This window comes from Ruegeria sp. CG8, assembly GCF_056537165.1.
Map to the genome: position 1 here is coordinate 66,433 of NZ_JBQFRA010000002.1, position 26,171 is coordinate 92,603.

Consider the following 26,171-nt stretch of genomic DNA (forward strand, 5'->3'; position numbering starts at 1 on the left):
TCACCCGGCCACCACCGATTGCGGGCTGCAATCGCGCACCAGCTTCCACTGGATGGCCTCCAGCAGAGCCTCGAACGAGGCGTCAACGATGTTCGCGCTGACCCCTACCGTGGACCAGCGCCGCCCCTGCCCGTCTTCGCTGTCGATGATGACGCGGGTCACGGCCTCGGTCCCGCCCTGGGTGATGCGCACCTTGAAGTCCACCAGGTGCATATCGTCCAGAATGGGCGAGTACTGCCCCAGATCCTTGGCCAGCGCCTTGGCCAGCGCGTTCACCGGGCCACGGTCGCTGCCGCTCTCGTCCATCGACTCACTGACCGACAACTTCTTCTCGCCGTCCACCTTCACCACGACGACCGCCTCGGACAGGCTGACCATCTGGTTGTACTTGTTCTTGCGCCGCTCGACCGTGACCTTGTAGCGCTTGACCTCGAAGAATTGCGGCAGCTGGCCCAGTTCATCGCGGGCCAACAGCTCGAAACTGGCCTGCGCGGTGTCATAGGAATACCCCTCGGCCTCGCGCGCCTTGATCCGTTCCAGGATGCGCCCCAGCTCCGGGTCTCCCGGCTTTACCTGCAACCCGGCCTCGGTCAGGCGTTTGCGCAGGTTCGACTGCCCCGCCTGGTTCGACATCGGAATGATCCGCGCATTGCCAACGGTCGCCGGGTCGACATGTTCATAGGTCGAAGGGTCCTTGAGGATCGCGCTGGCATGCAGCCCCGCCTTGTGCGCAAAGGCCGAGGCGCCGACATAGGCCGCCTGTTTGCTGGGCACCCGGTTCAGGATGTCGTCCAGCATGCGGCTGATGCGGGTCAGACCGGTCAGCGCGTCGCGGCTGACCCCGATCTCGAAGGTCGAGGCATAGGGTTCTTTCAACAGCAGCGTCGGGATCAGCGCGGTCAGGTTTGCGTTGCCGCAGCGCTCACCCAGCCCGTTCAACGTGCCTTGGATCTGGCGCGCGCCGGCATCCACGGCCGCCAGGGAACAGGCCACGGCATTTTCGGTGTCGTTGTGGGTGTGGATGCCCAGCCGGTCGCCAGGAAAACCCGCTGCGATCAGCTCGGACACGATCCGCCCCACTTCGGCCGGCAGCGCGCCGCCATTGGTGTCGCACAACACCACCCAGCGGGCACCGGCCTCCAGCGCCGCCTGGCAGACCTGCATGGCATAGGCGGGGTTGTCCCTGTAGCCGTCAAAGAAATGCTCGGCATCGAACAGCGCCTCGCGCCCCTGCGCCACGATATGCGCGACCGAGGCGCGGACGTTCTCGACATTCTCCTCCAGCGAGATCCCCAGCGCGTCGGTCACGTGATAGTCATGCGACTTGCCCACCAGACAGACCGCCCGCGTGCCGGCGTTCATGACGGCGGCCAGCACGTCGTCATTCTCGGCCGAGCGCCCGGCCCGCTTGGTCATGCCAAAGGCGGTCAGGCGGGCGCGCGTCTTGGGCGCGGCGTCGAAAAACGCGCTGTCGGTGGGGTTCGCACCGGGCCAGCCGCCTTCGATATAATCCACCCCCAAAGCATCCAGCGCCTGCGCGATCTGGACCTTTTCGGCGGTCGAGAACTGAACGCCTTGGGTCTGCTGCCCGTCGCGCAGCGTGGTGTCATAGAGGTACAGGCGCTCTTTGCTCATTCCACGGCCTCCAGCCTGCTGGCGTCAAAGCCCGCGCCGGGCACCAGTTCGACCCCGTCCTTGCTCATCCGCACTTCCAGACCAGCCGCCAGATAGACGGCCTTCAACCGATCCACTTCCGAGAAATCCTTGGTCTGCATCGCCTCGGCCCGAACACGGGCCAGCCGGTCGGCATGGGCCGACAGATCCACGCCGTCGGTTTCGGCCCAGGCCCCCATGTCAGGCTCCAACAGACCCAGGATCCGCGCACTGGCCAGCAAGGTCGCGGCGTCGCCGTTCGAGGCCAGACGATGCAGCTCGGCCAGGGCGCCCGCCGTGTTCAGGTCATCGGCAAGCGCCTCGGTCACCGCGGGCGCCGCGCTGGCTGCGGGTTCGATGCCCGCTGTCAGCGCCCGCCACTTGCGCAACGTGGCCTCGGCCTCGCGCGCCTTCTTTTCTGTCCAGTCCATCGGCTTGCGATAGTGGGTCTGCAGGAAGACGAACCGGATCACCTCGCCCGGCACGCCCTGATCCAGCAGGTCATGCACGGTGAAGAAATTGCCCAGCGATTTGGACATCTTCTTGCCTTCGACTTGCAGCATCTCATTATGCAGCCAATAGCGCGCAAATTCGCCGTGCGGATGGGCGCATTTGCTCTGGGCAATCTCGTTTTCGTGGTGCGGGAACATCAGGTCATTGCCGCCGCCATGGATGTCGAAACTCTCGCCCAGCAACTCATAGCTCATGGCCGAGCATTCGATATGCCAACCCGGACGCCCCCGGCCCCAGGGCGACTCCCAACCGGGCAGTTCATCGTCCGAGGGCTTCCACAGCACGAAATCCATCGGGTTCTTTTTATAGGGCGCAACCTCGACCCGAGCGCCCGCGATCATGTCATCGACTGACCGGCCCGAAAGCTTGCCATACTCGTCGCGCCAGCTGTCCACCGCGAACAGAACATGCTCCTCGGCCTCATAGGCGTGCCCCTTGGCAATCAGGTCCTCGATCATCGCGATCATCTGGTCGATATACCGCGTGGCCCGCGGCATCTGGTCGGGCTCCAGCGCCCCCAGTGCGCCCATGTCATGCAGGTACCAGCCGATCGTCTCGTCCGACCGCTCCTGCACCAACTGTTCGAGCGTTCCTTCGGCCCCGGCCTGCTTGCGCGCCAAGGCCGTCGCGTTGATCTTGTCATCGACGTCGGTGAAGTTGCGCACATAGGTCACATGCTCGGGCCCGTGGACGTGACGCAGAAGACGGTACAGCACGTCAAATACCACCACAGGCCGCGCGTTGCCCAGATGCGCCCGGTCATACACGGTGGGTCCGCAGACATACATCCGCACGTTGTCGGGATCGATCGGAACGAAGTCTTCCTTCGTCCGGGTCCGCGTGTTGTGCAGTTTGATCGTCGTCATGCGTCTGGCTCCTGGATACAGCAATAGCGTGCGCGTTGACGCGGGCTTAGCAACTTGTCTCAGGGAAGAAAACGAAAGAAACCGGCCCGCGTGAAAGTTCAGCAGGGAATGCAGCAGATAATGATGCAGGTCTTCCGGTTCATGGCCCATCGCATAGCACGCCCGGTCCCGCACGCCAAGACTTCTGTTGCCGACCGGGGAAGCTGATTGACAAATCACCGCGGCTCTGACCCATTCGGCGGACTTGCTGCAACGGAGGCGCGCCATGAAACTTTCGCACCGCATCACACATCTGACCGGAGGCGGTTCGGACGGGTGGGACGTGTTCTATCGTGCGCGCCGCATGATTGCCGAAGGCCAGGCCGTGACCGAGCTGACCATCGGCGAGCATGACATCCGAACCCACCCCTCGATCCTGGCCGAGATGGATCGGTCGGCGCGCGCGGGCCATACCGGATACGCCATGGTTCCGGGCACCGATCTGCTGCGCGATACCGTGGCCGCGCGGGTGCAGACCCGGACGGGCGTTCCCACCACGCGCCACAACGTGCTGATCACCCCGGGCGGACAGGCCGCGCTATTCGCCGCGCATATGGCCGTGTGCGACCCGGGGGATGTGGGCCTCTATCTCGATCCGTTCTACGCCACCTATCCCGGCACGATCCGCGGGGCGGACGCTGTCGCGCGCGCGGTTCAGACCCGGGCCGAGGACGCCTTTCAACCCGACGCAACCCTGATCGCCGAACGGGCCGAGGGTGCCGCTTCGCTGTTGATCAACACGCCGAACAACCCGACCGGGGTCGTCTATTCCCGCGAGACTCTGACCGAGATCGCCGATCTGTGCCGCGAACGCGACATCTGGCTGATTTCGGACGAGGTCTATGACACGCAGGTCTGGGACGGCGCACACCTGTCGCCCCGCGCCCTGCCCGGTATGGCCGACCGCACCCTGGTCGTGGGCTCGATGTCAAAATCCCACGCCATGACCGGGTCGCGCTGTGGCTGGATCGTTGGCCCCGAAGAGGCCATCGAACATCTGATCAACCTTGCCACGCACACCACCTACGGGGTTCCGGGATTCATTCAGGACGCTGCTAGCTTTGCGCTGACCGCCGGGGACGAACTGGAGGAAGAGGTTGCGGCCCCCTTCCGCCGCCGCCGCGCCTTGGCGATGCAGGTTCTGGCCAGACAGAACACCGTTGGCCTGATCCCGGCTCAAGGCGCGATGTATCTGATGCTGGACATCCGCGCGACCGGGCAAAGCGGCGAAGACTTCGCAAATGCGCTGCTGGACACCCACGCCATCGCGGTCATGCCCGGAGAAAGCTTCGGCCAAGCCGCCGCAGGGCATGTGCGCGTGGCCATGACCATCGACGATGAACGGTTCGCCGCAGCCCTTCAGACCCTGTGCGATTTCGCCGCCCGGCTGGCGGGTCAGACAGCGGCCGAGTGACCGAGACGGGTTTCGCTCAGAACCGGAAGGTCGTGCGCAGATTGAAGGTGTTGGTATCCAGATCGCCGCGCGACCGCGTGACATCGTTGAAATTCTGCCGCAAGGCTTCGCCACTGATGATCAGCCGGTCGCCCAGAGGATAGGCTACGCCGATCCCGTAGACGGCCGCCGTGTCGCTGTCGCCCGAAGTATTCGCCCGCGCGGCACCCACCACGACGTAGCCCAAAGCGCGCCCGAACTCGTACCCGCCGCGCAGTTTCACGCGGGATACGCTGTCCAAACTGCCCTCCGAAGCGCCCAGGTCGAGGTTCAGCCGGTCATATTCCAACTCACCCCCGACGACGAAGCTGCCCAGATCCAGATCGTATCCGATATTCGCGCCGATGCTGCCCGAGTTGCCCCCACTGCCGCCGGGGCCGTCCGCGTCGGTATAACCGAAGGTGAACCCTGCATAAGGCCCGGTCCAATCCTCGGCCAACGCCACCTGCGCCGCTGGAATCAGCAGGACCGACAGCAAGGCGCGGATCAGTTTCATGCAGACCTCCAGTTTTTGTTCAGCACCCTTTGCGATTGCAACAGATGCGGTGATGTGCACCTCAATTAAACATGTGCTTTGGTGCCGTCAGATCAATTCAAGTCACGCAAATCTTAACAATAAGTAATGGAAGCATAACATATTTCGCCCTTGCGTGAGGATTTCCTGCGGCGTTCATCGAAGTTCCAAATTTTCGGGGCCAAAAGCGACATCGGTCGCAAACAGGACAGATTGCTTGCGCGGACCCTGACACCATTCGTCGCAGGAGTTGAGGACCACATGCCAAACGATATCTGGAAGATCTGCCTGATCAGCCGCACCATCGGTGCCGATCGGGGGCGTGCGGCACGAGGACGGCCGTGACGGGTTGAAGCTTCCCCCCTTTGACCTGACTTTCAATTTGGAACCCTCACCATGAACGACCAATCCCGCTCAACGTCCCGCAGTGGCGGCCGCGCCGCCCGTCGGGCCGCCCGTGCCGCGGCCCTGCCCGAACATCTGCGCCCCGTCCGCCCGGGGCTTGAGGGCGGCACCTACAAACCGCTCAGCCAACAGGACATGGAGCGTATTCACTCCGCCGCTCTCGATGCGCTCGAAACCATCGGTCTGGCCGACGCGCCACCCAGCGGGATCGATTACCTTGTCAATGCCGGCTGTACGCTGGGCGATGACGGACGCATCCGTTTCCCCCGAGCACTGGTCGAGGACGCGATCGCCCGCGCCAACCGGTCGGTGACGCTGTACAGCCGCGACGGCAAAACCGATCTCGAACTGTCCGGCGGACGTGTTCATTATGGAACCGCCGGTGCAGCCGTCAGCATGGTCGACGCCCAAGGCCGCAATTACCGCGACTCGACTGTGCAGGACTTGCACGATGCCGCGCGGATTTGCGAACAACTGGACAATATCCATTTCGTGCAGCGCCCCATGGTATGCCGTGATATCACCGACAACCGCGAGATGGATCTGAACACGATTTATGCTTGTTGTTCCGGAACTTACAAACACATCGGAACATCCTTCACAGACCCCAGCTATGTAGCTCCGGCCATGGAAATGCTGCATATGATCGCTGGCGGCGAGGATAAATGGCGTGAACGGCCCTTCGTCTCGAACTCGAACTGCTTTGTCGTGCCTCCGATGAAATTCGCGACCGAGAGCTGTCAAGTGATGGAAGAATGCATCAAGGCGGGGATGCCGGTCCTGTTGCTATCCGCTGGGATGGCGGGCGCCACGGCCCCCTCAACGGTGGCCGGTGCGATTGTCCAGGCTACGGCGGAATGCTTGGCCGGTCTGGTTTATGTAAACGCCGTAAGCCCGGGCGCTCCGGCGGTTTTCGGCACTTGGCCCTTTGGCCTTGATCTCAGGACCGGTGCGATGAGCGTCGGGTCTGGCGAGCAGGCCCTGTTGACGGCAGGCTGCGCCCAGATGCACAAATTCTATGACCTGCCCGGCGGCGCTGCAGCCGGTGCTTCGGACTCCAAACTGCCCGACATGCAAGCCGGATGGGAGCAGATGTGTTCCAACGTCATGGCCGGGCTGTCCGGCCTGAACATGGTCTACGAAGCAGCCGGCATGCACGCTTCGCTGTTGGGTTTCTGCTTTGAAAGCCTGATCCTTGGTGACGATCTGATCGGTCAGGCCCTGCGATGCGTTCGTGGAATCGAGGTCACGGACGACACGCTGGCGCTGGACCAGATCGCGTCGGTCTGTCTCGGTGGCCCGGGTCACTACCTGGGAACGGACGCAACACTCAGCCGGATGCAGGCCGACTATGTCTATCCGGCGCTTGGCGACCGGACCTCGCCCAAGGAATGGGCCGAGCTGGGCAAGCCGGACCTGGTCGAAAAGGCCACCGCACGCAAAGAAGAGATCCTTGGCGCTCCGTCTCCGGCGCGTTTCGATCCGGCGCTGGATGCGGAACTCAGAAGCAAGTTCAACATTCACTTGCCTGCATAACAAATTGAAAAGCAGCCCAGATCACTCTGGGCTGCCTTGTGCTTCAAGCTGTTAACCGTTGCTGGGCGGCAGCAGACCGGCTTCTTGCGCGGCTGCAATTTCGGCTTCATCCAAAGCGCCGTCACCATTCGCGTCCAAAAGCGAGAACGCATCGGCATCCATGTCGGGCACAACGGCCTGAACCTCTTCGATGGTCAGAACACCGTCGCCATTTGCGTCAGCCGAGCTCTGCGCGAATGCAAGCGCAGGGAACCCGAGGGCAACTGCGGCCAGAACGGCCAGTTTCTGAGAGTTCATTGTCAGTCTCCTGATAGGGGGTTTGTGGTAGTCTGTCCGGACAGGCACACAAAACACCCGCTCAGCCGCACTGTCATCGGCCGAAGAGATTTTCCCGCAATTCGCGCCAATCCCTGCCCGTTTGGGCCATTTGGATTCGCAAGCTTTCGCTGCGCCAAGCCGTCCGCCAGCGCATCGGCACAACTTCCCTCATCGGTACCCCTGTTCCCGGCAATCCGCCGCTCAGCCTGACCGAGTCGCAAAAAAGAAAGGGGGCCGAAGCCCCCTGTCAGTTTTGCCGTCCAGGCTCAATTCGTTGACCGCCCGGTGTTTTTTTGCCTGCGGCCTGGACTGCACATGGGACGAGCGCACCCGCCCCGTGAGAGAGTGGGAAGGACCGATATTCCGCCCCACCCTGTTCCCGGCCAGCACGGGCATGCCGGCCGAGTGGACCAGGGCAACCTAGGGTAAGTCTCAGGTTTTGCCCTGCTCCGAATTCGTCGGGACCGGAAGTCCGGGGGGAAATCCAGGTCCCTACACCCCGCCTGGCGGGGCGTTTGCCTTAGCTACACCCGCTGGTCGCCCCGCAGGTGTTGCATTTCATGCAGGTGCCGTTGCGCACCAGCGTGTAGTTTCCGCATTCGCCACAAGGATCACCCTCGTATCCCTGCATTTTGGCTTTTGTCCGGGCATCCATCCCGGTGGCCGTTTCGGTGACGACAGTGGTTTCGCTCTTGGTTTCAAAGGTCACGGCCGCTTCGGACAGTCCGGTCGCTTCGCCGGCGGCGCCGTTGAACATCATCAGGTCCTGCGGCAAACGCTTGCGCAAATAACCGGTCGAGCTGATCTGTTTCAGCACCTCGAGGGATTTCGAAGCCGCGCTGTCGCTGATCTCCGAGACGTTCGATACACCCTCTTCCTCGCCACGACCCAGGTCGTCGAATGTTGCGCCCTCGGGCTTCACATGCGCCAGGTCGGTGCGATCCAGGTACGACACGGCCAGTTCGCGGAAGATGTAGTCGAGGATCGACGTCGCGTTTTTGATCGAGTCGTTGCCTTGAACCATCCCGGCGGGTTCGAACTTGGTGAAGGTGAAGGCGTCGACAAACTCTTCCAGCGGCACGCCATATTGCAGACCGACCGAGACGGCGATGGCGAAGTTGTTCATCATCGCACGGAAGCCAGCGCCTTCCTTGTGCATGTCGATGAAGATCTCGCCCAGTTGCCCATCTTCGAATTCGCCGGTGCGCAGATAGACCTTGTGCCCGCCCACGATCGCCTTTTGGGTATAACCCTTGCGACGATGCGGCAGCTTTTCGCGGTGACTGCGGATGATCTCTTTGACCACCACCTTTTCGACGACCTTCTCGGCCAGAGTCACTGCCTTTTCCTGGATCGAGCCGCTTTCGAGGATTTCAGCCGCTTCGTCGTCATCCTCGACCAGCGCCGCCGCCAGCGGCTGGCTGAGCTTGGACCCGTCGCGATACAGCGCGTTGGCCTTGACGCCCAGGCTCCAGGACAGCTCGTAGGCCTTCTGGCAATCTTCGATCGTGGCGTCATTGGGCATGTTGATCGTCTTGCTGATCGCGCCCGAGATGAAGCTTTGCGCCGCAGCCATCATGGTGATGTGGCTGTCAACACCCAGGAACCGCTTGCCCTTCTTGCCGCAGGGGTTGGCGCAGTCGAAGATCGAGTAGTGCTCGGGCTTCAGATGCGGGGCCCCTTCCAGGGTCATGGTGCCGCAGACATGGTCGTTGGCTGCATCGATATCCGCCTTGCTGAAGCCCAGATGGCGCAGCATGTCAAAGGTCGGATCGTTCAGCTTGCTGGCCGGGATGCCCAGAACACCGGTGCAGAAATCCTCGCCCAGCGTCCACTGGTTGAAGACGAACCGGATGTCGAACGCGCTTTCCAGCGCGGCGTCGATCTTGGCCAGCTCGTTCGGGCCGAAACCGTGACCGGTCAGCGAGGTGTGGTTGATCCCCGGCGCGTTGCCGATGGTGCCATGACCCACCGCGTAGGACACGATCTCCTCGATCTGTGCCGAAGAGTAGCCCAGCTTCTCCAGCGCCGACGGCACCGAGCGGTTGATGATCTTGAAGTAGCCGCCCCCGGCCAGTTTCTTGAACTTCACCAGCGCAAAGTCGGGCTCGATCCCGGTGGTGTCACAGTCCATCACCAGACCGATCGTGCCGGTCGGCGCAATCACCGTGGCCTGCGCGTTGCGATAGCCGTTCTTCTCGCCCAAGCTCAACGCTTCATCCCAGGCGCTCATGGCCAGATCGATCAGGCGTTTGTCCGGACAGTTGGCGTGATCCAGCGGCACCGGCTTGACCGACAGCTTCTCATAGCCCTCGGTCACACCCTGGGCAGCGCGACGGTGGTTGCGGATGACCCGCAGCATGTGCTCGGCGTTGCGCTTGTAGCCCACGAACGGCCCCAGCTCTCCGGCGATCTCGGCCGAGGTGGCGTAGGCAACGCCGGTCATGATCGCAGTCAGCGCGCCGCAGATCGCACGACCCTCGTCCGAGTCGTAGCCATAGCCCATGTTCATCAGCAATCCGCCAATGTTGGCATAGCCCAGACCCAGCGTGCGGAAATCGTAGGACAGTTGTGCGATCTCTTTCGACGGAAACTGCGCCATCGTCACCGAGATCTCGAGCGTCAGCGTCCACAGACGGGCCGCGTGCATGTAATCGGCCGCCTGGAACTCGCCATCCTTCAGGAAGGTCAGCAGGTTCATCGAGGCCAGGTTGCAGGCCGTGTCATCCAGGAACATGTATTCCGAGCACGGGTTCGAGCCACGAATCTCGCCGTCTTCGGGGCAAGTGTGCCATTCGTTGACCGTGTCGTGGAATTGAATGCCCGGATCGGCGCAGGCCCAGGCCGCGTGGCCGACTTTTTCCCACAGATCGCGTGCTTTGACCGTGCGGGCAACCTTGCCGTCGGTACGGTTGATCAACTCCCAATCGGCATCTTTCTCGACCGCCTTCAGGAAGGCATTGGTCACACGGATCGAGTTGTTCGAGTTCTGCCCCGAGACCGAGCTGTAGGCCTCGGAGTCCCAGTCGGTGTCATAGGTCGGGAACTCGATGCTGTCGTGGCCCTGCTTGGCGTAGTCCAGCACACGCTTGATGTAAGTCTCGGGGATCGCGACCTTTTTCGCCTCTCGGATCGCCGTCTTCAAGGCGTCGTTCTTCTTGGGATCATAGGCATCCGCTTGCGCGCCGTCCCAAGCGCGGATGGCCTCGAAAATGCCGTTCAGCATCTTCTCGTGCATCTTCGATCCGGCAACGATCGAGGCCACCTTCTGCTCTTCGATCACCTTCCATTCGATGAATTGCTCGATGTCAGGGTGATCTGCATCGACGATCACCATCTTTGCTGCCCGACGGGTTGTCCCGCCTGATTTGATCGCGCCAGCGGCGCGGTCGCCGATCTTGAGAAAGCCCATGAGGCCCGAGGACTTGCCGCCACCCGACAGCGCTTCGCCTTCTGCACGCAGATGGCTGAAGTTGGTCCCGGTACCCGAGCCGTATTTGAACAGGCGCGCCTCGCGCACCCATAGATCCATGATGCCGCCTTCGTTCACCAGGTCGTCATCGACCGACTGGATGAAGCACGCATGCGGCTGCGGATGTTCATAGGCCGATTTCGACTTGGTCAGCTTGCCGGTCTTGTAGTCCACATAGTGGTGCCCTTGGGCCGGGCCGTCGATTCCATAGGCCCAGTGCAGACCGGTGTTGAACCATTGCGGGCTGTTCGGCGCGGCACGCTGCGTCGCCAGCATGTAACGCATCTCGTCGAAATAGGCGCGCGCATCCTCCTCGGTCGAGAAGTAACCGCCCTTCCAGCCCCAATAGGCCCAGGCACCCGCGAGGCGGTCAAAAACCTGCTTCGAAGACGTTTCGCCACCAAATTCGGCATCGTCGGCCGGAACCGAGCGCCACAGAAACTCGGGCACGTCCTTCTCACGGACTTTTTTCAGTTTGCTGGGAACGCCGGCCTTGCGGAAATACTTCTGAGCGATCACGTCGCTGGCGACCTGGCTCCACCGAGAGGGGACCTCGATGTTATCAAGGCGGAACACGATCGTTCCATCCGGATTGCGGATCTCGGACGTGACGGACACGAAGTCCAACTCTGCGTATGCGTCTTGCCCTGCCTTGGTAAATGTTCTTTCAATCTTCATGTCCGCCGCCCTAGATCAATCAGCCCAAATTCGGTTGTCCGGCACCAATTCCGTTTTGTGGCGGGGTGCCGCCCGCCTTGACCGCCGATCAGGGACGCAGAGGACCGGGCGCTGCCTTTGGCAGCGCAAACCCGTTTGCACGGTCGCACGTCAGTTTGGAGTGCTTTCCGACCCTCGCCCTATGCCAACTCTGGCTATTCCTACCAGATTTAGTGGCAACTCACTCGGCCCATACAATCTGGCGTATCTACCCATAGTTGGTCAACGGCATTTTTTGGCTCCGAACCAAAACTTTTCTGTTGACCGCAAAACCGCAGGATGGGCCAAGGCAGAACGCGCCGATTCCTCCACAACGCTGTCCACAAAACCGTGTAGATCGGTCAAATCGGATTTTCTTTTTTCCCGGCCCGGTTACGAGAAAATGGTCACCTGCCCGCCCGTGCCCCATACTGTGAGGAGAATCACCAATCTTCGTGGCAGCGCAACGCGGCGCATCACGACACACAAATGACGGAGTGCGCCGTGAGAACCTCGATTTTCCGTTTGTTTCCGGTCCTTACCTTGCTGGCCGCTTGTGCGACGCCCGAGCCGGAACAGTCTTCACGCAGTGCTCAGTTCGCCGAATACCCCGATCAGTTATTCAGCACGTTCGAGATCAGCTGCGAAGGTCCGGAGGAACGGTTCACACGGCCCGAGCGCAGCAGTTTCGAGTGCCGTTCCTCTCTGCCTCCGGAAACCACCGCGTTCTTGATCCTCAACTATGACGGTTACCCGCAGGACTTGCCCAAAGGGGTGCGCCGCATGTCTTCGACCCGCAATCAGGCCGGTTACCGGGTCGATGCCGAGTTGTTTTTCCTGGTCCCCCAGAAGGACGGAGCGACGATCAAGGTTCCCGTCGAAAGCTCGGTTCTGGATGATGAATTGACACGGCTCTACCGATATTTCGGTGGAACTCCGTTGTAAGGAAAGTGGTCGGGGCGGCGAGATTCGAACTCACGACCCCCTGTACCCAAAACAGGTGCGCTACCAGACTGCGCCACGCCCCGGACCGTGCGCCTTCCTAACGGCGTCATTCGGATTTGAAAAGCCCTAACAAGGCCAGATTGCAGGGCCTTGCGAAAAAATTTCGTGGCGCATGACCGTGCCTGGTGCGATCGAGTAGCGCGCGGCAAGCCCCGCATTCACCTCAAGAACCGCAAAGACCGAATCGCCGCCCTCGATCGGGGTCAGATCCCCCGGTACGGCATCGGAATGAACACGGGTCACCACGCCAGTGCGATCCAGAAAGATCATGTCCAGCGGGATCAATGTGTTCTTCATCCAGAATGCGACCGGCTGGGGCGGATCGAACACGAACAGCATCCCTTCGCCCTGAGGCATGCTTTCGCGGAACATCAAACCCTTTGCCCGCTCCTGCGGAGAAACGGCCAATTCGACCAGAAACCGGACCTGTGCCTTGTCATTGCGAAGGTCCACCCGGTCAGACCGGCATTCAGCAAAGGCGCCTTGTGACAGAAAAATACTCAGAAGAAGACCTGCCAGAATCCGCATCACGCGCAGCGCTCAGTCATTGAGCGCGGATTCCCACGCAAGCACTTGTGCGGCCATGCGGCCCCGCTTGCCGTCGATGACCCGCATCGCCAGCGCCTCGCCCGGCTGGAGATCGGCCAACCCGGACCGGCGCAGAACTTCGATATGCAAAAACACGTCCTCGCTGCGGCCGAAGACATTGGCAAAGCCGAAACCCTTGCTCTTGTCGAACCACTTGACGCGCGCGGCCTCGAGCGGCGCATGCGCGATCTCATTGGGATCCATTTCGGCGAAATCCGCCAGCATCACCGAGTCGGCCCGCTCGGGCGGATCGATGCTCACGACCTCAACCGCCTGAACCCCACGATCGGTACGGTGAGTCATGATCTCAATGCCCGCGCCATCGGCGACCGAGCTTTGCCCGAAGTTCCTCAGAACGTTCACGTGCAGCAGGATATCAGGACCCCCATCGTCGGACACGACAAAGCCATACCCCTTTGCGGGGTCAAACCATTTTACGTGTCCACGAACGCGGTACATGCTGTTCAGGTCTTCTGGCACGGTGTTCCCATCACGAGATTCAAAGGGTCGTTAGGGGTCTGATGTGTATGGAAACGTCGGGCAAATTCAAGCTGAAAAAATTCAGACATTTCCGGGTGTTGCATTTCACGATACGCGAACGTCATGGATTCAACCTCTGTACGTTCCACTTTTGCTCGGACGGGTCGCGCCGCCAGCGGAACCTGTCGTGCAGCCGAAAGGCACCATCCGCCCAAAACTCGATTTCAACCGGCGTCAGCCTGTAGCCACCCCAGAATTCGGGTCGCGGCGGATTGGATCCCAACTTTGCCGTTACCTTCGCAACTTCGGCCATCAGAGCAGCCCGGCTGCTCAGAGGTTCCGACTGTCGCGATGCCCAGGCACCCAGCCGGCTTTTCAGCGAGCGTGACGCATAATATTCGTCGGCCAAGGGGCCGTCTTCTTTGGTGATTGTACCACGAACCCGGATCTGACGCCGCAGTGATTTCCAGTGCATCACAAAGGCGGCCTTGCCGGCCGCATCCAGCTCTTGGGCCTTGGCACTGTGATAGTTGGTATAGAAAACGAAGGAGTCCGCCTCGATATCCTTCAGCAACACCATCCGTGCGTTCGGCATACCATCGGGGTCCACGGTCGCCAGGGCAATCGCGTTCGGATCGTTCGGTTCCGTCTTTTCGGCCTCGGCCAACCAACGGGCCGCGATCACGAACGGATCGTCACCGGCAAAGATGCCGTTTCGCTCACTCATGTCCATCCCCTGGAACGAATTGAACATGACCCTACGGCGAGAACCCGCCCCGGGCAAGAGTGCATGGCCTTGATGCAGCGCAATCAATGGCATAAACCAACGCAACACATCGCGACGACAGGCGGAGAACCGAACATGTCAAATCAGTTGATGGCCGGCAAGCGCGGCCTCATCATGGGACTGGCCAATGACAAATCAATCGCATGGGGAATCGCCCGCGCCTTGTCCGAAGCCGGAGCCGAACTGGCTTTCTCTTATCAGGGGGATGCACTGAAAAAACGGGTCGACCCGTTGGCGGCCCAACTGGGGAGCGAGATCGTCCTGCCCTGTGACGTCAGCGACGAAGAGTCGATCGATGAGCTGTTCGCAGCGCTGAAAGAGAAATGGGGCAAGCTGGATTTCGTCGTCCACGCCATTGGTTTCTCCGACAAGAACGAACTTCGCGGCCGCTATGTCGATACGTCGCGCGCGAATTTCAAGCTGACGATGGATGTGTCGGTCTACTCCTTCACCGCCGTGATGCAACGCGCCGAGAAGCTGATGACCGACGGCGGCAGCGCCATCACCCTGACCTATTATGGTGCTGAGCAGGTCATGCCGCACTACAATGTCATGGGTGTGGCCAAGGCCGCGCTCGAGGCGTCGGTGAAATACCTGGCCGAGGACCTAGGCAAGGACAACATCCGCATCAACGCGATCTCGGCAGGGCCGATCAAGACCCTCGCCGCCAGCGGCATCGGCGACTTCCGCTACATCATGAAGTGGAACGAGTACAACTCTCCCCTGCGCCGCAACGTGACCATCGATGACGTGGGCAAATCGGCCCTTTATCTTCTGTCCGACCTCAGCAGCGGCGTGACCGGTGAAAACCTGCACGTTGACTCGGGCTATCACATCGTCGGCATGAAAGCCGTCGACGCGCCGGATGTGGAAAAGGGATAAGACCATGAGCGCAAAGGACCGCCTGCCCCACGAAAAAGGCTTTCACATCAGCTGGGACCAGATTCACCGTGACTCCCGCGCGCTGGCCTGGCGACTGGATGGTCAGGGACCGGATGAGGGCGCATGGCGCGCCGTTGTCGCGATCACGCGCGGCGGCATGGCACCGGCGATGATCGTCAGCCGAGAGCTGGACATCCGCACCGTCGATACGATCAGCGTCAAATCCTATCACCATCAGGAACGCGGCGAGGCAGAGGTGCTCAAGGCCCCCGATGCCGATCTGATGGGGGATGGTGAGGGCGTACTGATCATCGACGACCTGGTTGACAGCGGCAAGACGCTGGAACTGGTGCGCAAGATGTACCCCAAGGCCCATTTCGCAACGGTCTATGCCAAGCCCAAGGGCCGCCCAATGGTTGACACCTATATCACCGAGGTCAGCCAGGACACCTGGATCTTCTTCCCTTGGGATATGGCCCTGCAATATGTCGAACCCTATCGCGGCACCGACTGATCCCACTTATCCACCACAAATCAGCAAGACCGGACACCCGATGACATTGACCCGCACCGCCGCCACCTTCGCCCCTCCGGTGATGGAGGCTCGGCGTTGGCTCGAAGGGGTTAGGTTCTCGGAAGACCGCCCCCTTATCAATGTCAGCCAGGCGGCGCCGGTTGATCCGCCGCCTTTGGCGCTGCGGCAGGCGATGGCCGATTTCGCGATCAATCAGGACGCCGCACATCTCTACGGTCCGGTATTGGGCAACCCCGATCTGCGCGCGGAGCTCGCGCGTGAGATCGGCGATCACTACGCTGCCGAGGTTCGGCCGGAGCAGACAGCCATCACCTCGGGCTGCAATCAGGCCTTTGCCTCGGTCATCTCGGCGATCACGGATCAAGAGGATGAGGTCATCCTGCCAACGCCCTGGTATTTCAACCACAAAATGTGGCTGGACATGGCCGGTGTGCGGGCGGTTGATCTGCCGACCGGGTCGGACCTGCTGCCCGATCCGGAAAGGGCGCGCACGCTGATCAGCGAGCGCACACGCGCGATCGCGTTGGTCACGCCCAACAACCCGGGTGGCGTCGAATATCCGGCGGATCTGGTCCGTGCCTTCTATGACCTGGCGCAACAGCATGGCCTGCGCCTGCTGGTCGATGAAACCTATCGTGATTTCGACAGCCGCAGCGGCCCGCCGCACGCGCTGTTCCAGCAGCCCGACTGGGACCGGACGCTGGTGCATCTCTATTCCTTCTCGAAGGCCTACCGCCTGACCGGCCACCGCGTGGGCGCGATCGCCACAGGTGCGCCGCTGCTGTCCGAGGTCGAGAAATTCCTCGACACCGTCGCCATCTGCCCCGGCCAGATGGGCCAGTTCGCGGCGCTGTGGGGGATGCGGAACCTGTCGCAGTGGCTGGCGGGCGAACGCGCCGAGATTCTGGATCGCCGCGCCGCAATCACCGAGAACATGCCCCGCCTGACGGACAAGGGCTGGCGGCTGTTGGGTCTGGGGGCCTATTTCGCCTATCTCGAACACCCGTTCGACATGCCGTCGGACGAACTGGCGCGCAGATTGGTCGGTGACGCCGGTATTCTGCTGCTGCCGGGCACGATGTTCATGCCCGATCACGACCCCGCCGGGAAACGCCAGGTGCGCATTGCTTTCGCCAATCTGGACCGCGCCGGAATCGGGCTATTGTTCGACCGCTTGCAGGCTCTGTCCTTCTGAGCTTGCCCCCCGGCATCCCGCGTCGTATTCAGGGCCGCAACAGTCACGGCAGAACCCTGCCGCAAGATCCAAGAGGGCACTATGGCCGCAGGCATTAACAAACTCTCCAAAACCTTCGTCTGGATTCTCATGGGCATGCTGATGCTGGGTCTTGCCGGTTTTGGCGCCGTCAACCTCAGCGGAACGGTTCGCACAGTCGCCCAGGTCGGGGATGAGGACGTTTCGGTCGATGCCTATGTCCGCGAGCTACAGCGCGAAATCCGCGCGGTCGAGGCGCAGACCGGTCAACCGATGCAGATGTCACAGGCCCGCGAGCTGGGGCTGGATCAGCGGGCCTTGGCGCGTCTGGTTTCGCTGGCAGCCCTGAACAACGAGGTCGCACAGCTGGGTGTTTCGATCGGTGATGCCAACCTGCAGAAGGAAATCGTGGGTATTCAGGCCTTTCAGGGCCCTGACGGATCTTTTGACCGCGAAGCCTACCGGTTCCAGTTGGAACAGATCGGCATGACCGAAACCGAGTTCGAGGAAGACCTGCGAAAGGAAACAGCGCGGACAATCGTCCAAGGCGCGGTGATGGACGGTGTTGAAATGCCCGCGATCATGACCAAGGCCCTGGCCGACTATGTTCTCGCTCGCCGCAGCTTTACCGTCGCAACTCTGTCGCCGGACGCTCTGACGACCCCGATCCCAGAGCCGACAGACGCCGAGGTCCAAGCGTATTACGACGCGAATACCGATCGGTTCACCCTGCCGCGCACCAAAAAGATCACCTACGCCGTCCTGTCGCCGGAGATGCTGCAGGATACGGTCGAAATCGACGAAGACGCGCTCAAGCGCCTGTATGAACAGCGCAAGGACCAGTATCAGCAACCCGAACGTCGTCTGGTTGAGCGGTTGGTCTACCCCACGGAAGAAGAGGCGACTGCGGCGATGGCACAGCTGGAAGTCGGCGGGGCGGATTTTGAGCAGCTGGTACGCGAGCGCGAACTTGAACTGAGCAGTGTCGATCTGGGTGATGTGACCCGCGAAGATTTGGGCGAGGCCGCGGATGCCGTTTTTGCCGCAGAGATTGATCAGGTCGTGGGTCCCCTGCCCTCGGTCTTTGGTCCGGCCCTGTTCCGGGTCAACGGATCGCTGGCCGAACAGAACGTGAGCTTTGAGGACGCCGAACCGGAACTGCGTGCAGAGCTGGCTGGTGAACGCGCCCGGCGCCTGATCGAAAGCCAGGCCGAAGACATCAACGACATGCTGGCCGGCGGCGCCACGCTGGAAGAATTGGCCAACGAAACCGAAATGGAGCTTGGCAAGATTGACTGGACCCGTCAAAGCGACGACGGCATCGCCGCGTATGACGGCTTCCGCCAGGCTGCACAGGCCGTCCGCGAAGATGACTTCCCTGAAATCGGATTCCTCGAGGATGGTTCGATCTTTGCCCTGCGACTGGATGAGGTTCTGCCGCCGCGCCCCGAGCCGCTGGAGTCCGCACGCGACCGCGTCGCCGCCGCATGGGTACAGGAACAGACAGCCAAGGCGCTTGAGGAACAGGCCAACGGCATCGTGACTCAATTGGCCGTCGACGGTGATTTCACGGCGACCGGGCTGCCATTCCGTGTCGAAAACGCGCTGACCCGCACCGCGTTTCTGGATAACGTTCCGGCCGATTTCATGACCCAGATCTTTGAGATGGAGCCCAATGAACTGCGCGTGATCGCCGGACCGGATGCGGCATTCATCGTGCGGCTGGACGAGGTTCTTCCGCCTGCGGAATCCGACGAACAGCGCCTGATGCAAGAGGCCGCTGCCGCTCAGCTGAACCAGGCACTGGCCCAAAACATCTTCGACATCTATGTGCGCGACGCTCAGACACGCGCGCGGCCGACCCTGGACCAACGCGCGCTGAACGCGGTTCAGGCCAACTTCTGACCGGAACGAAAATGGCTCTGACACCCGATTTCGACAGCTTTGCCCGCGCCTATGAGGCCGGACAGAACCAAGTCGTTTATACCCGTCTGGCCGCGGATCTGGACACGCCGGTTTCGCTGATGCTCAAGCTGACGGGCGCTCAGAAGGACGCCTTCGTCCTTGAATCGGTGACCGGAGGCGAAGTTCGCGGGCGGTATTCGATCATCGGGATGAAGCCCGATCTGATCTGGCGCTGTCGGGGCGAAACTTCGGAATTGAACCGTTCGGCGCGGTTTGATGCGGATGCGTTCGACGCGCAAGATGGCAACCCGATGGACAACCTGCGTGCGCTGCTCGCCGAAAGCCGCATCGACTTGCCCGATGACCTGCCCCAGGCAGCCGCCGGCCTGTTCGGTTATCTGGGATACGACATGGTGCGCCTTGTCGAACACCTGCCGGATGTGAACCCCGATCCTTTGGGGCTGCCGGATGCGATACTGCTGCGTCCGTCGGTGGTTGCGGTCCTAGACGGCGTGAAAGGCGAAGTCACCATTGTGTCTCCGGCCTGGGCCAGCGACGGGCAGTCAGCCAAGGCCGCCTACGCACAGGCGGCCGAGCGTGTGATGGACGCGGTGCGCGACCTGGAACGCGCAATGCCCTCGGAGTCTCGAGATCTGGGCGAAGCACACGAGATCGCGCCGCCGGTATCCAACTTCACCAAGTCGGGCTACATGGAAGCCGTGGAAAAGGCCAAGGAGTACATCCGGGCTGGTGACATCTTCCAGGTGGTTCCGGCACAACGCTGGACACAAGATTTTCCGCTGCCGCCCTTTGCGCTGTATCGTTCCTTGCGCCGCACGAATCCGTCGCCGTTCATGTTCTATTTCAACTTCGGTGGCTTCCAGGTGATCGGCGCCAGCCCCGAGATACTCGTGCGCGTGTTCGGCAACGAAGTGACCATCCGGCCGATCGCCGGAACACGTCCTCGCGGTGCCACCCCCGAAGAGGACAAGGCGAACGAGCTGGATTTGCTGGCCGACAAAAAGGAACTGGCCGAGCACCTCATGCTGCTGGACCTGGGCCGCAACGACACAGGACGCGTGTCCAAAATCGGCACCGTCCGCCCGACCGAGGAATTCATCATTGAGCGCTACAGCCACGTGATGCACATCGTGTCGAACGTTGTGGGCGAGTTGGCCGACGACAAGGATGCCCTGGACGCCTTCTTTGCCGGGATGCCTGCGGGCACGGTGTCAGGCGCACCGAAGGTCCGGGCGATGCAGATCATCGACGAGTTGGAACCCGAAAAGCGCGGTGTCTACGGCGGCGGTGTCGGCTATTTCAGCGCCGGTGGCGACATGGACATGTGCATCGCGCTGCGTACGGCCATCGTGAAGGACCAGAAACTGTATATCCAGGCCGGTGGTGGTGTCGTCTATGACAGCGACCCCGAGGCCGAATACATGGAAACCGTGCACAAATCGAATGCCATCAGGCGAGCTGCGGCGGATGCGGCGCGGTTCACCGGATCCGGGAATTCATAAAAAAAGGCGGCCAATCTGGCCGCCTTTTCTTCTTTTTCTTCACTGATTACTGGATCTGGCTTTTCATCACCGCCGAGATCGGGGCCAGGGCAACTCGGTTGCCGCGATCCTCAAGCCCCCAGAGCAACAACGCCGAAATTGTCTCGGGCCGCAATCGGCCCAACATCACAACTGCGCCTTCCTGCCCGGCACGAAATGCGGCCTGGTCCAGGAACCGGCGCATGACCGTTGGATCCTGACGCGCACCGTCGATGTCGCGGAACACCACACTGGATGGAATGCCGTTCCGCGCGGCCAGCTTTTGAACGGTGTTCAACCCGTTGTCCTGCACGACCAGCCCACGGCCAGTTCCTGCCGCGATGGCAGCCACTTGATCGGCCAACTTGCGGTTGCCCTGTATCCCGGTGTTCACGCCCTCAAGCAGGCCAACGGTTTCAGGCAAGGTTTCGAGCCAGACCGCCAGCGAAACTTCGGCATCCTGCGCGCTGGCCGCCTTTGGCAGGTCGGTCAAGGCCAGAACTTCGAACCCAGCCTCGCGATAGCGCTTCATCTTCTCCGCCGCTTGCGGATCCGAAGGGCTGACCGCAAAGCTTAGGGGATACGGAAAATCCTTCAGCGCCTCAGCCCCGAACGCACCTTCGTCATCGATCAGGATGATCGACATCAGAGGTTTGGCATCCGGGTTGTCAAAGGCGGCGGCATAAGCATCGATCGGCTTACCGGGCATGCCCTCACCCTCTGCCGGCTGATCGGCTGGGGCATCATCGCGTTCGGTCAGCGGGATCACGCGTTTGCCGGCAATCGAAGATGAGGCCGTTGCCTGTTCGCCGCCGATCTGGGGCAAGGCCGCGATCCGGGCCCGTTTGCGGGGCTGCGTGTCTTCGTCCCCCTCGACCGCGATCGGGCTGTCGCCGGTTCCAGTCGGTTGATCCGGCTCAGGTGTCGACGGCAGCGCGGCTGTTTCCGGCTCGGGGGTCGCTTCAGGTTCCGCATTTGCCGTGGTCTCTGGTTCGGCGGTCTCTGGCTCGCCGGCCGTGACCTCTTGCACCGGGGGCTGTGGTGCGGCCGGCGGTGTCGCGTCCACGGTAACGGGCTGGACCTCCTCGTCCGGACTGGACGGAACCGGTCCAGGCGCCGGGGGTGCGGCTGGCGCGTCGGTCGTCACATCGACCGAAGCGGCGTCTCCCGCACCCGGGTCGTTCAAGCCTGCCACGGTGTCACCGACCTGCGGACGATCATCCGGCTCGGCCTGAATGCCATCCAGTCCAGTGGACCCATCCGCCGTATCGTCCAGTGCCTCAAGCGCTCGTGGTGCGATTTCGACAAGATCGGAATCCGGACCAGCGCCCTGCACTTCCGTATCCGCCTTGGGCAGATCGGCTTCCGCCGCCGCTGGCGCCGCTGTCTGAATATCCGGTTTGCTGCCAAGTGGCGTGTTCAGGGAAAGCACTGCGCCCAGAACCAACACAACGACCGCGCCGGCGATCAGTCCACCGATAAATCCGCCCATCTGTTCTTGCCTCTCGTCTTTCATCCTGCCTCGGCAGCCCGTGCACCGTCTTTGCGGCACTCACCCGTCCGGTCGCCTTGTTGGGGTTGTCCCCTTGACGCTGCCGCACAAGCCTGAGCATGTATGTCCCAACACTATACCGTGGCGCGGGGCTGTATCGCCAGTCCGAATTGCCCAAACACAAGACAAGTGCCAAATGCTGCTGCTGATCGACAACTACGACTCGTTTACCTACAACCTTGTCCACTATTTGGGCGAATTGGGCGCGGAAATGGTCGTGCGCCGCAATGATGCGCTGGATGTGCAGGAAGCGATGGCCATGAACCCCGCCGGCATCTTGCTGAGCCCCGGCCCTTGTGATCCGGACCAGGCCGGGATCTGCCTCGCGCTGACCGAGGCAGCTGCGGAAACGCGCACGCCTTTGATGGGTGTATGTCTGGGTCACCAGACCATTGGTCAGGCCTTTGGCGGCAAGGTCGTGCGGTGCCACGAAATCGTGCACGGCAAAATGGGAACCATGCATCACACTGGCAAAGGCCTGTTCGCCGGCCTGCCGTCACCGTTTGAAGCGACCCGCTACCACTCACTGGTCGTCGATCGGGATACCCTGCCCGATTGCCTCGAAATCACGGCAGAGTTGGAAGACGGCACCATCATGGGCCTGCAACACAAAGAGCTGCCGATCCACGGTGTTCAATTCCACCCGGAATCGATCGCCTCGGAACACGGCCACGCTCTGCTAAAGAATTTCCTGAACGAAATGAAAGTCCCCGCATGAGTGACGCGCTGAAACCGCTGATCGGAGCTGCGGCCGATCGCGCCCTGACCCGTGCCGAAGCCGAACAGGCCTTTGAGATCCTGTTTGAGGGTCGCGCCACGCCCAGCCAGATCGGCGGTCTGTTGATGGCCATGCGGACGCGCGGCGAAACGGTCGAGGAATATGCCGCCGCCGCCGCCGTGATGCGCGCGAAATGCAACGCGGTCAAAGCGCCATCTGGCGCGATCGACATCGTTGGAACCGGCGGTGACGGGAAAGGCACGCTCAATATCTCGACCGCAACGGCTTTTGTCGTGGCTGGCGCGGGCGTGACCGTGGCCAAGCACGGCAACCGGAATCTCAGCTCGAAATCCGGGGCCGCCGACGCATTGGGACAGATGGGAATCAACGTGATGGTCGGGCCGCAAGTCGTTGAAAAGGCTTTGCAGACCGTCGGCATCGGGTTCATGATGGCGCCCATGCATCACCCGGCCATCGCCCATGTCATGCCCACCCGGCAAGAGCTTGGTACCCGAACCATCTTCAACATCCTTGGCCCCCTGACCAACCCCGCCGGTGTCAAGCGGCAGCTGACCGGAGCCTTCAGCCGCGACCTGATCCGACCGATGGCGGAAACCCTTGGTCTGCTCGGGGCCGAGCACGCCTGGCTGGTACATGGCTCGGACGGGACCGACGAGATGACGATTACTGGCATCAGCTGGGTCGCGTCGCTTGAGGACGGACGGGTGAAAGAGGTCGAACTGCATCCCGAAGATGCGGGCCTGCCGGTTCATCCGTTTGAAGATATTCTGGGCGGAACACCCGAGGAAAACGCCGTCGCGTTCCGCGCATTGCTGGATGGCGCGCCGTCGGCCTACCGGGATGCGGTCCTGCTGAACGCGGCTGCGGCCCTTGTGGTCGCCGAAGCTGCACCGGACCTGAAACAAGGCGTCGAAATGGCCGCCGAAAGCATCGACAGCGGCAAGGCGAAAGACAAGATTGCTGCTCTGGCACAACTCACACAGGAAGCCGCATGACCGAAACCGTTCTGGACAAGATCAAGGCCTACAAGCTGGAAGAAGTCGCCGCCGACAAAGCCCAAGTTCCCCTGGACGAGGTCGAGCAACAAGCCCGCGAAGCGTCTGAAACGCGCGGCTTTGTGGAGGCTCTGCGCACGGCAAGTCGCCGCGGTTATGGCCTGATCGCCGAAATCAAGAAGGCAAGCCCGTCCAAGGGTTTGATCCGTGAGGATTTCGATCCGCCCGCGCTGGCAAAAGCCTATGAAGAAGGTGGCGCCGCCTGCCTCTCGGTTTTGACCGACACACCCAGCTTTCAGGGTGCCAAGGAGTTCCTGACCGCCGCCCGGGCTGCATGCTCGCTGCCGGCACTGCGCAAGGACTTCATGTATGATCCCTATCAAGTGGTCGAAGCGCGGGCGCTGGGTGCCGACTGTATCCTGATCATCATGGCATCAGTCGACGATCAGCAAGCCGCCGAACTGGAACAGACCGCGTTTGACTGGGACATGGATGTCCTGATCGAGGTACATGACGAGGCCGAGCTTGAGCGCGCGGCCGATCTCAAAAGCCCTCTCATCGGGATAAACAACCGCAATCTCAAGACGTTCGAGACCTCGCTTGATACCACTCGTCGTTTGTCCAAGCTGGTTCCCGCTGATCGCATGATCGTGTGCGAAAGCGGGCTGAACACCCCGGAAGACCTTGCGGATATCGCCCGCTATGGTGCCCGGTGTTTCCTGATCGGAGAAAGCCTGATGCGGCAGCAGGACGTCGCCGCCGCAACCCGTCACATTTTGTCGAACCCGCTGGTGCCGGGGGTCATGTGATGCCCCTGACGCATTTTGACAGCGACGGCCAGGCCCATATGGTCGATGTATCGGACAAGGACACGACAAACCGCGTCGCCGTTGCCGCGGGTTACGTAAAAATGGCGCAACAAACCTTTGAAATCATTTCCGAAGGCCGCGCGAAGAAGGGCGATGTTCTGGGGGTTGCCCGGTTGGCCGGGATCATGGGGGCAAAGAAGACACCGGACCTGATTCCGCTGTGCCATCCCTTGCCTGTCACCAAGGTGTCGGTTGACCTGACGTTGGACCCGGACCTGCCCGGCGTGCAGATCGAAGCGACGGTCAAGACCACCGGTCAGACTGGTGTCGAGATGGAGGCCCTGACAGCCGTGTCTACCGCGGCGCTGACCGTCTATGACATGGCCAAGGCCGTTGACAAGGCGATGGAAATTGGGGGGATCCGCGTTCTGCTGAAAGATGGCGGTAAGTCAGGTCGTTACGAGGCGAAATGATAACGGTTGAAGAAGCCCGACAGTTGCTGTTCGGCCTGGTAGCCACCATGCCCGAAGAGCAGATTGCGCTTGCTGACGCGGCCGGTCGAGTGCTGATGCGGGATGTCAAAGCCGAGCGGGACCAACCCCCTTTTGCCGCCTCTTCAATGGATGGATATGCGCTGAAGTCAGCCGAAGTGGAACGTCACGCGATGTTCAAGGTCATCGGTGAGGCCGCCGCTGGCCAGCGTTTCACCGGCACGGTTGGCCCGGGCCAGGCGGTTCGGATCTTCACCGGGGCTCCGGTCCCCGACGGGGCAGATTTCGTCGTCATCCAGGAAGATACCGACCTGCGCGGCGATCTGTTGACGATCACGGAAGAACCCGGCCAAAAAACCAACATCCGACTGGCAGGCGTGGACTTCACCATCGGCGATACGGTTAGTGCACCGCGAGTCCTCTCGCCTGAGGATCTTGCATTGCTGGCGGCGATGAATGTTCCGACCGTCTCCGTGGCCACCAAACCCCAGATCGCGCTGATCGCCACGGGAAACGAGCTGGTCACGCCGGGCGAAACTCCGGGACCTGACCAGATCATTGCCTCGAACTCGTTTGGCATCAAAGCATTGCTTGAGAATGCTGGCGCACATGTTCGCATGTTGCCAGTGGCACAAGACACACTGTCATCGCTGGAAACCGCATTTGGCTTGGCCGAAGGCTCCGATCTGGTCGTGACAATTGGCGGAGCGTCGGTGGGAGACTACGACCTTGTGGCCGAAGCATCGCAACGGCTGGGGCTCGAACAATCCTTCTACAAGGTCCTGATGCGCCCCGGCAAACCACTGATGGCGGGGCGGCTGGGTGATGCGGCGATGATCGGGTTGCCCGGCAACCCAGTCAGCGCGATGGTTTGCGGATATCTCTTCCTGATCCCCTTGGTCAAAAAGATGCTTGGCATCCAGACTGTTGATCCGATTCTCCATCAGGCCATCCTGTCGGAAGCCCTGCCACCGAACGGCCCGCGCGAGCATTACATGCGCGCTCGATTGGAAAGCAATGGGATACGCGCATTCGAGGATCAGGACAGTTCGCTGCTCAGCGTTCTGGCGCGGTCGAACGCCTTGCTGATGCGCCCTCCAAACGATCCCGCGCGGGCTGCGGGGGAAACGGTGTCCTACCTGCCCATCTAGGTTCAGTCGGCAAATCCATTGACACAAAACGTG

The 26,171-nt window shown here is 61.5% G+C and carries 23 protein-coding genes and 1 tRNA gene; 14 read left to right on the forward strand and 10 right to left on the reverse strand.

All coding sequences use genetic code 11. From position 1 onward, the window contains the following. On the reverse strand, window positions 1-1,635 hold the full coding sequence (gene cimA / locus ACR0EF_RS06295; RefSeq protein WP_170373328.1) for a citramalate synthase: 1,635 nt from the start codon (window positions 1,633-1,635) through the stop codon (window positions 1-3). Then, window positions 1,632-3,032, reverse strand: coding sequence for a cysteine--tRNA ligase (cysS, locus tag ACR0EF_RS06300; protein WP_170373327.1), 1,401 nt, complete (start codon window positions 3,030-3,032; stop codon window positions 1,632-1,634). The genes cimA and cysS overlap by 4 nt, the downstream gene beginning before the upstream one ends. Before the next feature lie 265 nt (window positions 3,033-3,297). Between cysS and ACR0EF_RS06305 the strand changes: the two genes are divergently transcribed. Beyond that, window positions 3,298-4,485 carry a pyridoxal phosphate-dependent aminotransferase gene (locus tag ACR0EF_RS06305; RefSeq protein WP_170373326.1) on the forward strand — a complete coding sequence of 396 codons (1,188 nt, stop codon included), beginning with the start codon at window positions 3,298-3,300 and terminating at the stop codon, window positions 4,483-4,485. A gap of 16 nt (window positions 4,486-4,501) precedes the next feature. Here the strand turns inward: ACR0EF_RS06305 and ACR0EF_RS06310 are convergent, their stop codons facing one another. Next, window positions 4,502-5,020, reverse strand: a complete 519-nt coding sequence (locus ACR0EF_RS06310) for an outer membrane protein (RefSeq protein ID WP_170367167.1) — start codon at window positions 5,018-5,020, stop codon at window positions 4,502-4,504. Between the two features lie 150 nt (window positions 5,021-5,170). Here ACR0EF_RS06310 and ACR0EF_RS06315 point away from each other — a divergent pair, with 150 nt between their 5' ends. Next, the gene (locus ACR0EF_RS06315) at window positions 5,171-5,383 is read left to right on the forward strand and encodes a hypothetical protein (protein ID WP_217354749.1); all 213 of its coding nucleotides are present in this window, start codon (window positions 5,171-5,173) and stop codon (window positions 5,381-5,383) included. Window positions 5,384-5,434: 51 nt separating this feature from the next. After that, on the forward strand, window positions 5,435-6,979 hold the full coding sequence (locus ACR0EF_RS06320) for a trimethylamine methyltransferase family protein (RefSeq protein WP_170373325.1): 1,545 nt from the start codon (window positions 5,435-5,437) through the stop codon (window positions 6,977-6,979). A 51-nt stretch (window positions 6,980-7,030) separates the two neighbouring features. On the opposite strand, the gene ACR0EF_RS06325 is transcribed toward ACR0EF_RS06320, so the two are convergent. Beyond that, window positions 7,031-7,276, reverse strand: a complete 246-nt coding sequence (locus tag ACR0EF_RS06325) for an EF-hand domain-containing protein (protein WP_093962168.1) — start codon at window positions 7,274-7,276, stop codon at window positions 7,031-7,033. A 541-nt stretch (window positions 7,277-7,817) separates the two neighbouring features. After that, a complete protein-coding gene (locus ACR0EF_RS06330; RefSeq protein WP_170373324.1) occupies window positions 7,818-11,447 on the reverse strand; it encodes a vitamin B12-dependent ribonucleotide reductase in 3,630 nt (1,209 codons plus the stop codon). Window positions 11,448-11,969: 522 nt separating this feature from the next. Here ACR0EF_RS06330 and ACR0EF_RS06335 point away from each other — a divergent pair. Continuing rightward, window positions 11,970-12,410 (forward strand): hypothetical protein, encoded by a 441-nt coding sequence (locus tag ACR0EF_RS06335; protein WP_367646430.1) that lies wholly within the window; start codon window positions 11,970-11,972, stop codon window positions 12,408-12,410. Between the two features lie 6 nt (window positions 12,411-12,416). Here ACR0EF_RS06335 and ACR0EF_RS06340 read toward each other — a convergent pair. The 4 genes from ACR0EF_RS06340 to pdxH all read right to left on the reverse strand — a co-directional run bounded on the left by ACR0EF_RS06340 (window position 12,417) and on the right by pdxH (window position 14,265). After that, window positions 12,417-12,493, reverse strand: a tRNA-Pro gene (locus ACR0EF_RS06340). Window positions 12,494-12,536: 43 nt separating this feature from the next. Beyond that, complete coding sequence (locus ACR0EF_RS06345) at window positions 12,537-12,998, reverse strand: DUF192 domain-containing protein (RefSeq protein ID WP_093962171.1); 462 nt, start codon at window positions 12,996-12,998, stop codon at window positions 12,537-12,539. Window positions 12,999-13,010: 12 nt separating this feature from the next. After that, complete coding sequence (locus ACR0EF_RS06350; protein ID WP_093962172.1) at window positions 13,011-13,538, reverse strand: cold-shock protein; 528 nt, start codon at window positions 13,536-13,538, stop codon at window positions 13,011-13,013. A gap of 121 nt (window positions 13,539-13,659) precedes the next feature. Continuing rightward, window positions 13,660-14,265: a pyridoxamine 5'-phosphate oxidase gene (pdxH, locus tag ACR0EF_RS06355; RefSeq protein ID WP_170338455.1), complete on the reverse strand. Its 606-nt coding sequence runs from the start codon at window positions 14,263-14,265 to the stop codon at window positions 13,660-13,662. Window positions 14,266-14,400: 135 nt separating this feature from the next. Here pdxH and fabI point away from each other — a divergent pair, with 135 nt between their 5' ends. The 5 genes from fabI to trpE all read left to right on the forward strand — a co-directional run bounded on the left by fabI (window position 14,401) and on the right by trpE (window position 20,383). Next, window positions 14,401-15,207 (forward strand): enoyl-ACP reductase FabI, encoded by an 807-nt coding sequence (fabI, locus tag ACR0EF_RS06360; RefSeq protein ID WP_170370522.1) that lies wholly within the window; start codon window positions 14,401-14,403, stop codon window positions 15,205-15,207. A gap of 4 nt (window positions 15,208-15,211) precedes the next feature. Then, complete coding sequence (gpt, locus tag ACR0EF_RS06365) at window positions 15,212-15,721, forward strand: xanthine phosphoribosyltransferase (protein ID WP_170359094.1); 510 nt, start codon at window positions 15,212-15,214, stop codon at window positions 15,719-15,721. A gap of 40 nt (window positions 15,722-15,761) precedes the next feature. Continuing rightward, complete coding sequence (locus ACR0EF_RS06370) at window positions 15,762-16,937, forward strand: aminotransferase (protein ID WP_170370523.1); 1,176 nt, start codon at window positions 15,762-15,764, stop codon at window positions 16,935-16,937. An 81-nt stretch (window positions 16,938-17,018) separates the two neighbouring features. Further along, window positions 17,019-18,860 carry a peptidyl-prolyl cis-trans isomerase gene (locus tag ACR0EF_RS06375; protein ID WP_170338981.1) on the forward strand — a complete coding sequence of 614 codons (1,842 nt, stop codon included), beginning with the start codon at window positions 17,019-17,021 and terminating at the stop codon, window positions 18,858-18,860. A gap of 11 nt (window positions 18,861-18,871) precedes the next feature. Next, window positions 18,872-20,383, forward strand: coding sequence for an anthranilate synthase component I (trpE, locus tag ACR0EF_RS06380; protein WP_170338978.1), 1,512 nt, complete (start codon window positions 18,872-18,874; stop codon window positions 20,381-20,383). Between the two features lie 46 nt (window positions 20,384-20,429). Here trpE and ACR0EF_RS06385 read toward each other — a convergent pair whose 3' ends face one another. Beyond that, on the reverse strand, window positions 20,430-21,893 hold the full coding sequence (locus ACR0EF_RS06385) for a divergent polysaccharide deacetylase family protein (RefSeq protein ID WP_170338976.1): 1,464 nt from the start codon (window positions 21,891-21,893) through the stop codon (window positions 20,430-20,432). A 196-nt stretch (window positions 21,894-22,089) separates the two neighbouring features. On the opposite strand from ACR0EF_RS06385, the gene ACR0EF_RS06390 reads away from it, so the two are divergent. From ACR0EF_RS06390 to ACR0EF_RS06410, 5 genes are read left to right on the forward strand one after another with little or no spacing between them, the layout of a single operon-like run. Continuing rightward, the gene (locus tag ACR0EF_RS06390) at window positions 22,090-22,671 is read left to right on the forward strand and encodes an anthranilate synthase component II (protein ID WP_170338975.1); all 582 of its coding nucleotides are present in this window, start codon (window positions 22,090-22,092) and stop codon (window positions 22,669-22,671) included. Continuing rightward, window positions 22,668-23,687, forward strand: coding sequence for an anthranilate phosphoribosyltransferase (gene trpD / locus ACR0EF_RS06395; protein WP_170363388.1), 1,020 nt, complete (start codon window positions 22,668-22,670; stop codon window positions 23,685-23,687). The genes ACR0EF_RS06390 and trpD overlap by 4 nt, the downstream gene beginning before the upstream one ends. Beyond that, window positions 23,684-24,496: an indole-3-glycerol phosphate synthase TrpC gene (trpC, locus tag ACR0EF_RS06400; protein WP_170338444.1), complete on the forward strand. Its 813-nt coding sequence runs from the start codon at window positions 23,684-23,686 to the stop codon at window positions 24,494-24,496. The genes trpD and trpC overlap by 4 nt, the downstream gene beginning before the upstream one ends. Next, a complete protein-coding gene (moaC, locus tag ACR0EF_RS06405; protein WP_170338969.1) occupies window positions 24,496-24,969 on the forward strand; it encodes a cyclic pyranopterin monophosphate synthase MoaC in 474 nt (157 codons plus the stop codon). Before trpC ends, moaC begins: the two co-directional genes overlap by 1 nt. Next, on the forward strand, window positions 24,966-26,138 hold the full coding sequence (locus tag ACR0EF_RS06410) for a molybdopterin molybdotransferase MoeA (protein ID WP_170373323.1): 1,173 nt from the start codon (window positions 24,966-24,968) through the stop codon (window positions 26,136-26,138). Before moaC ends, ACR0EF_RS06410 begins: the two co-directional genes overlap by 4 nt. Window positions 26,139-26,171: the final 33 nt, after the last annotated feature.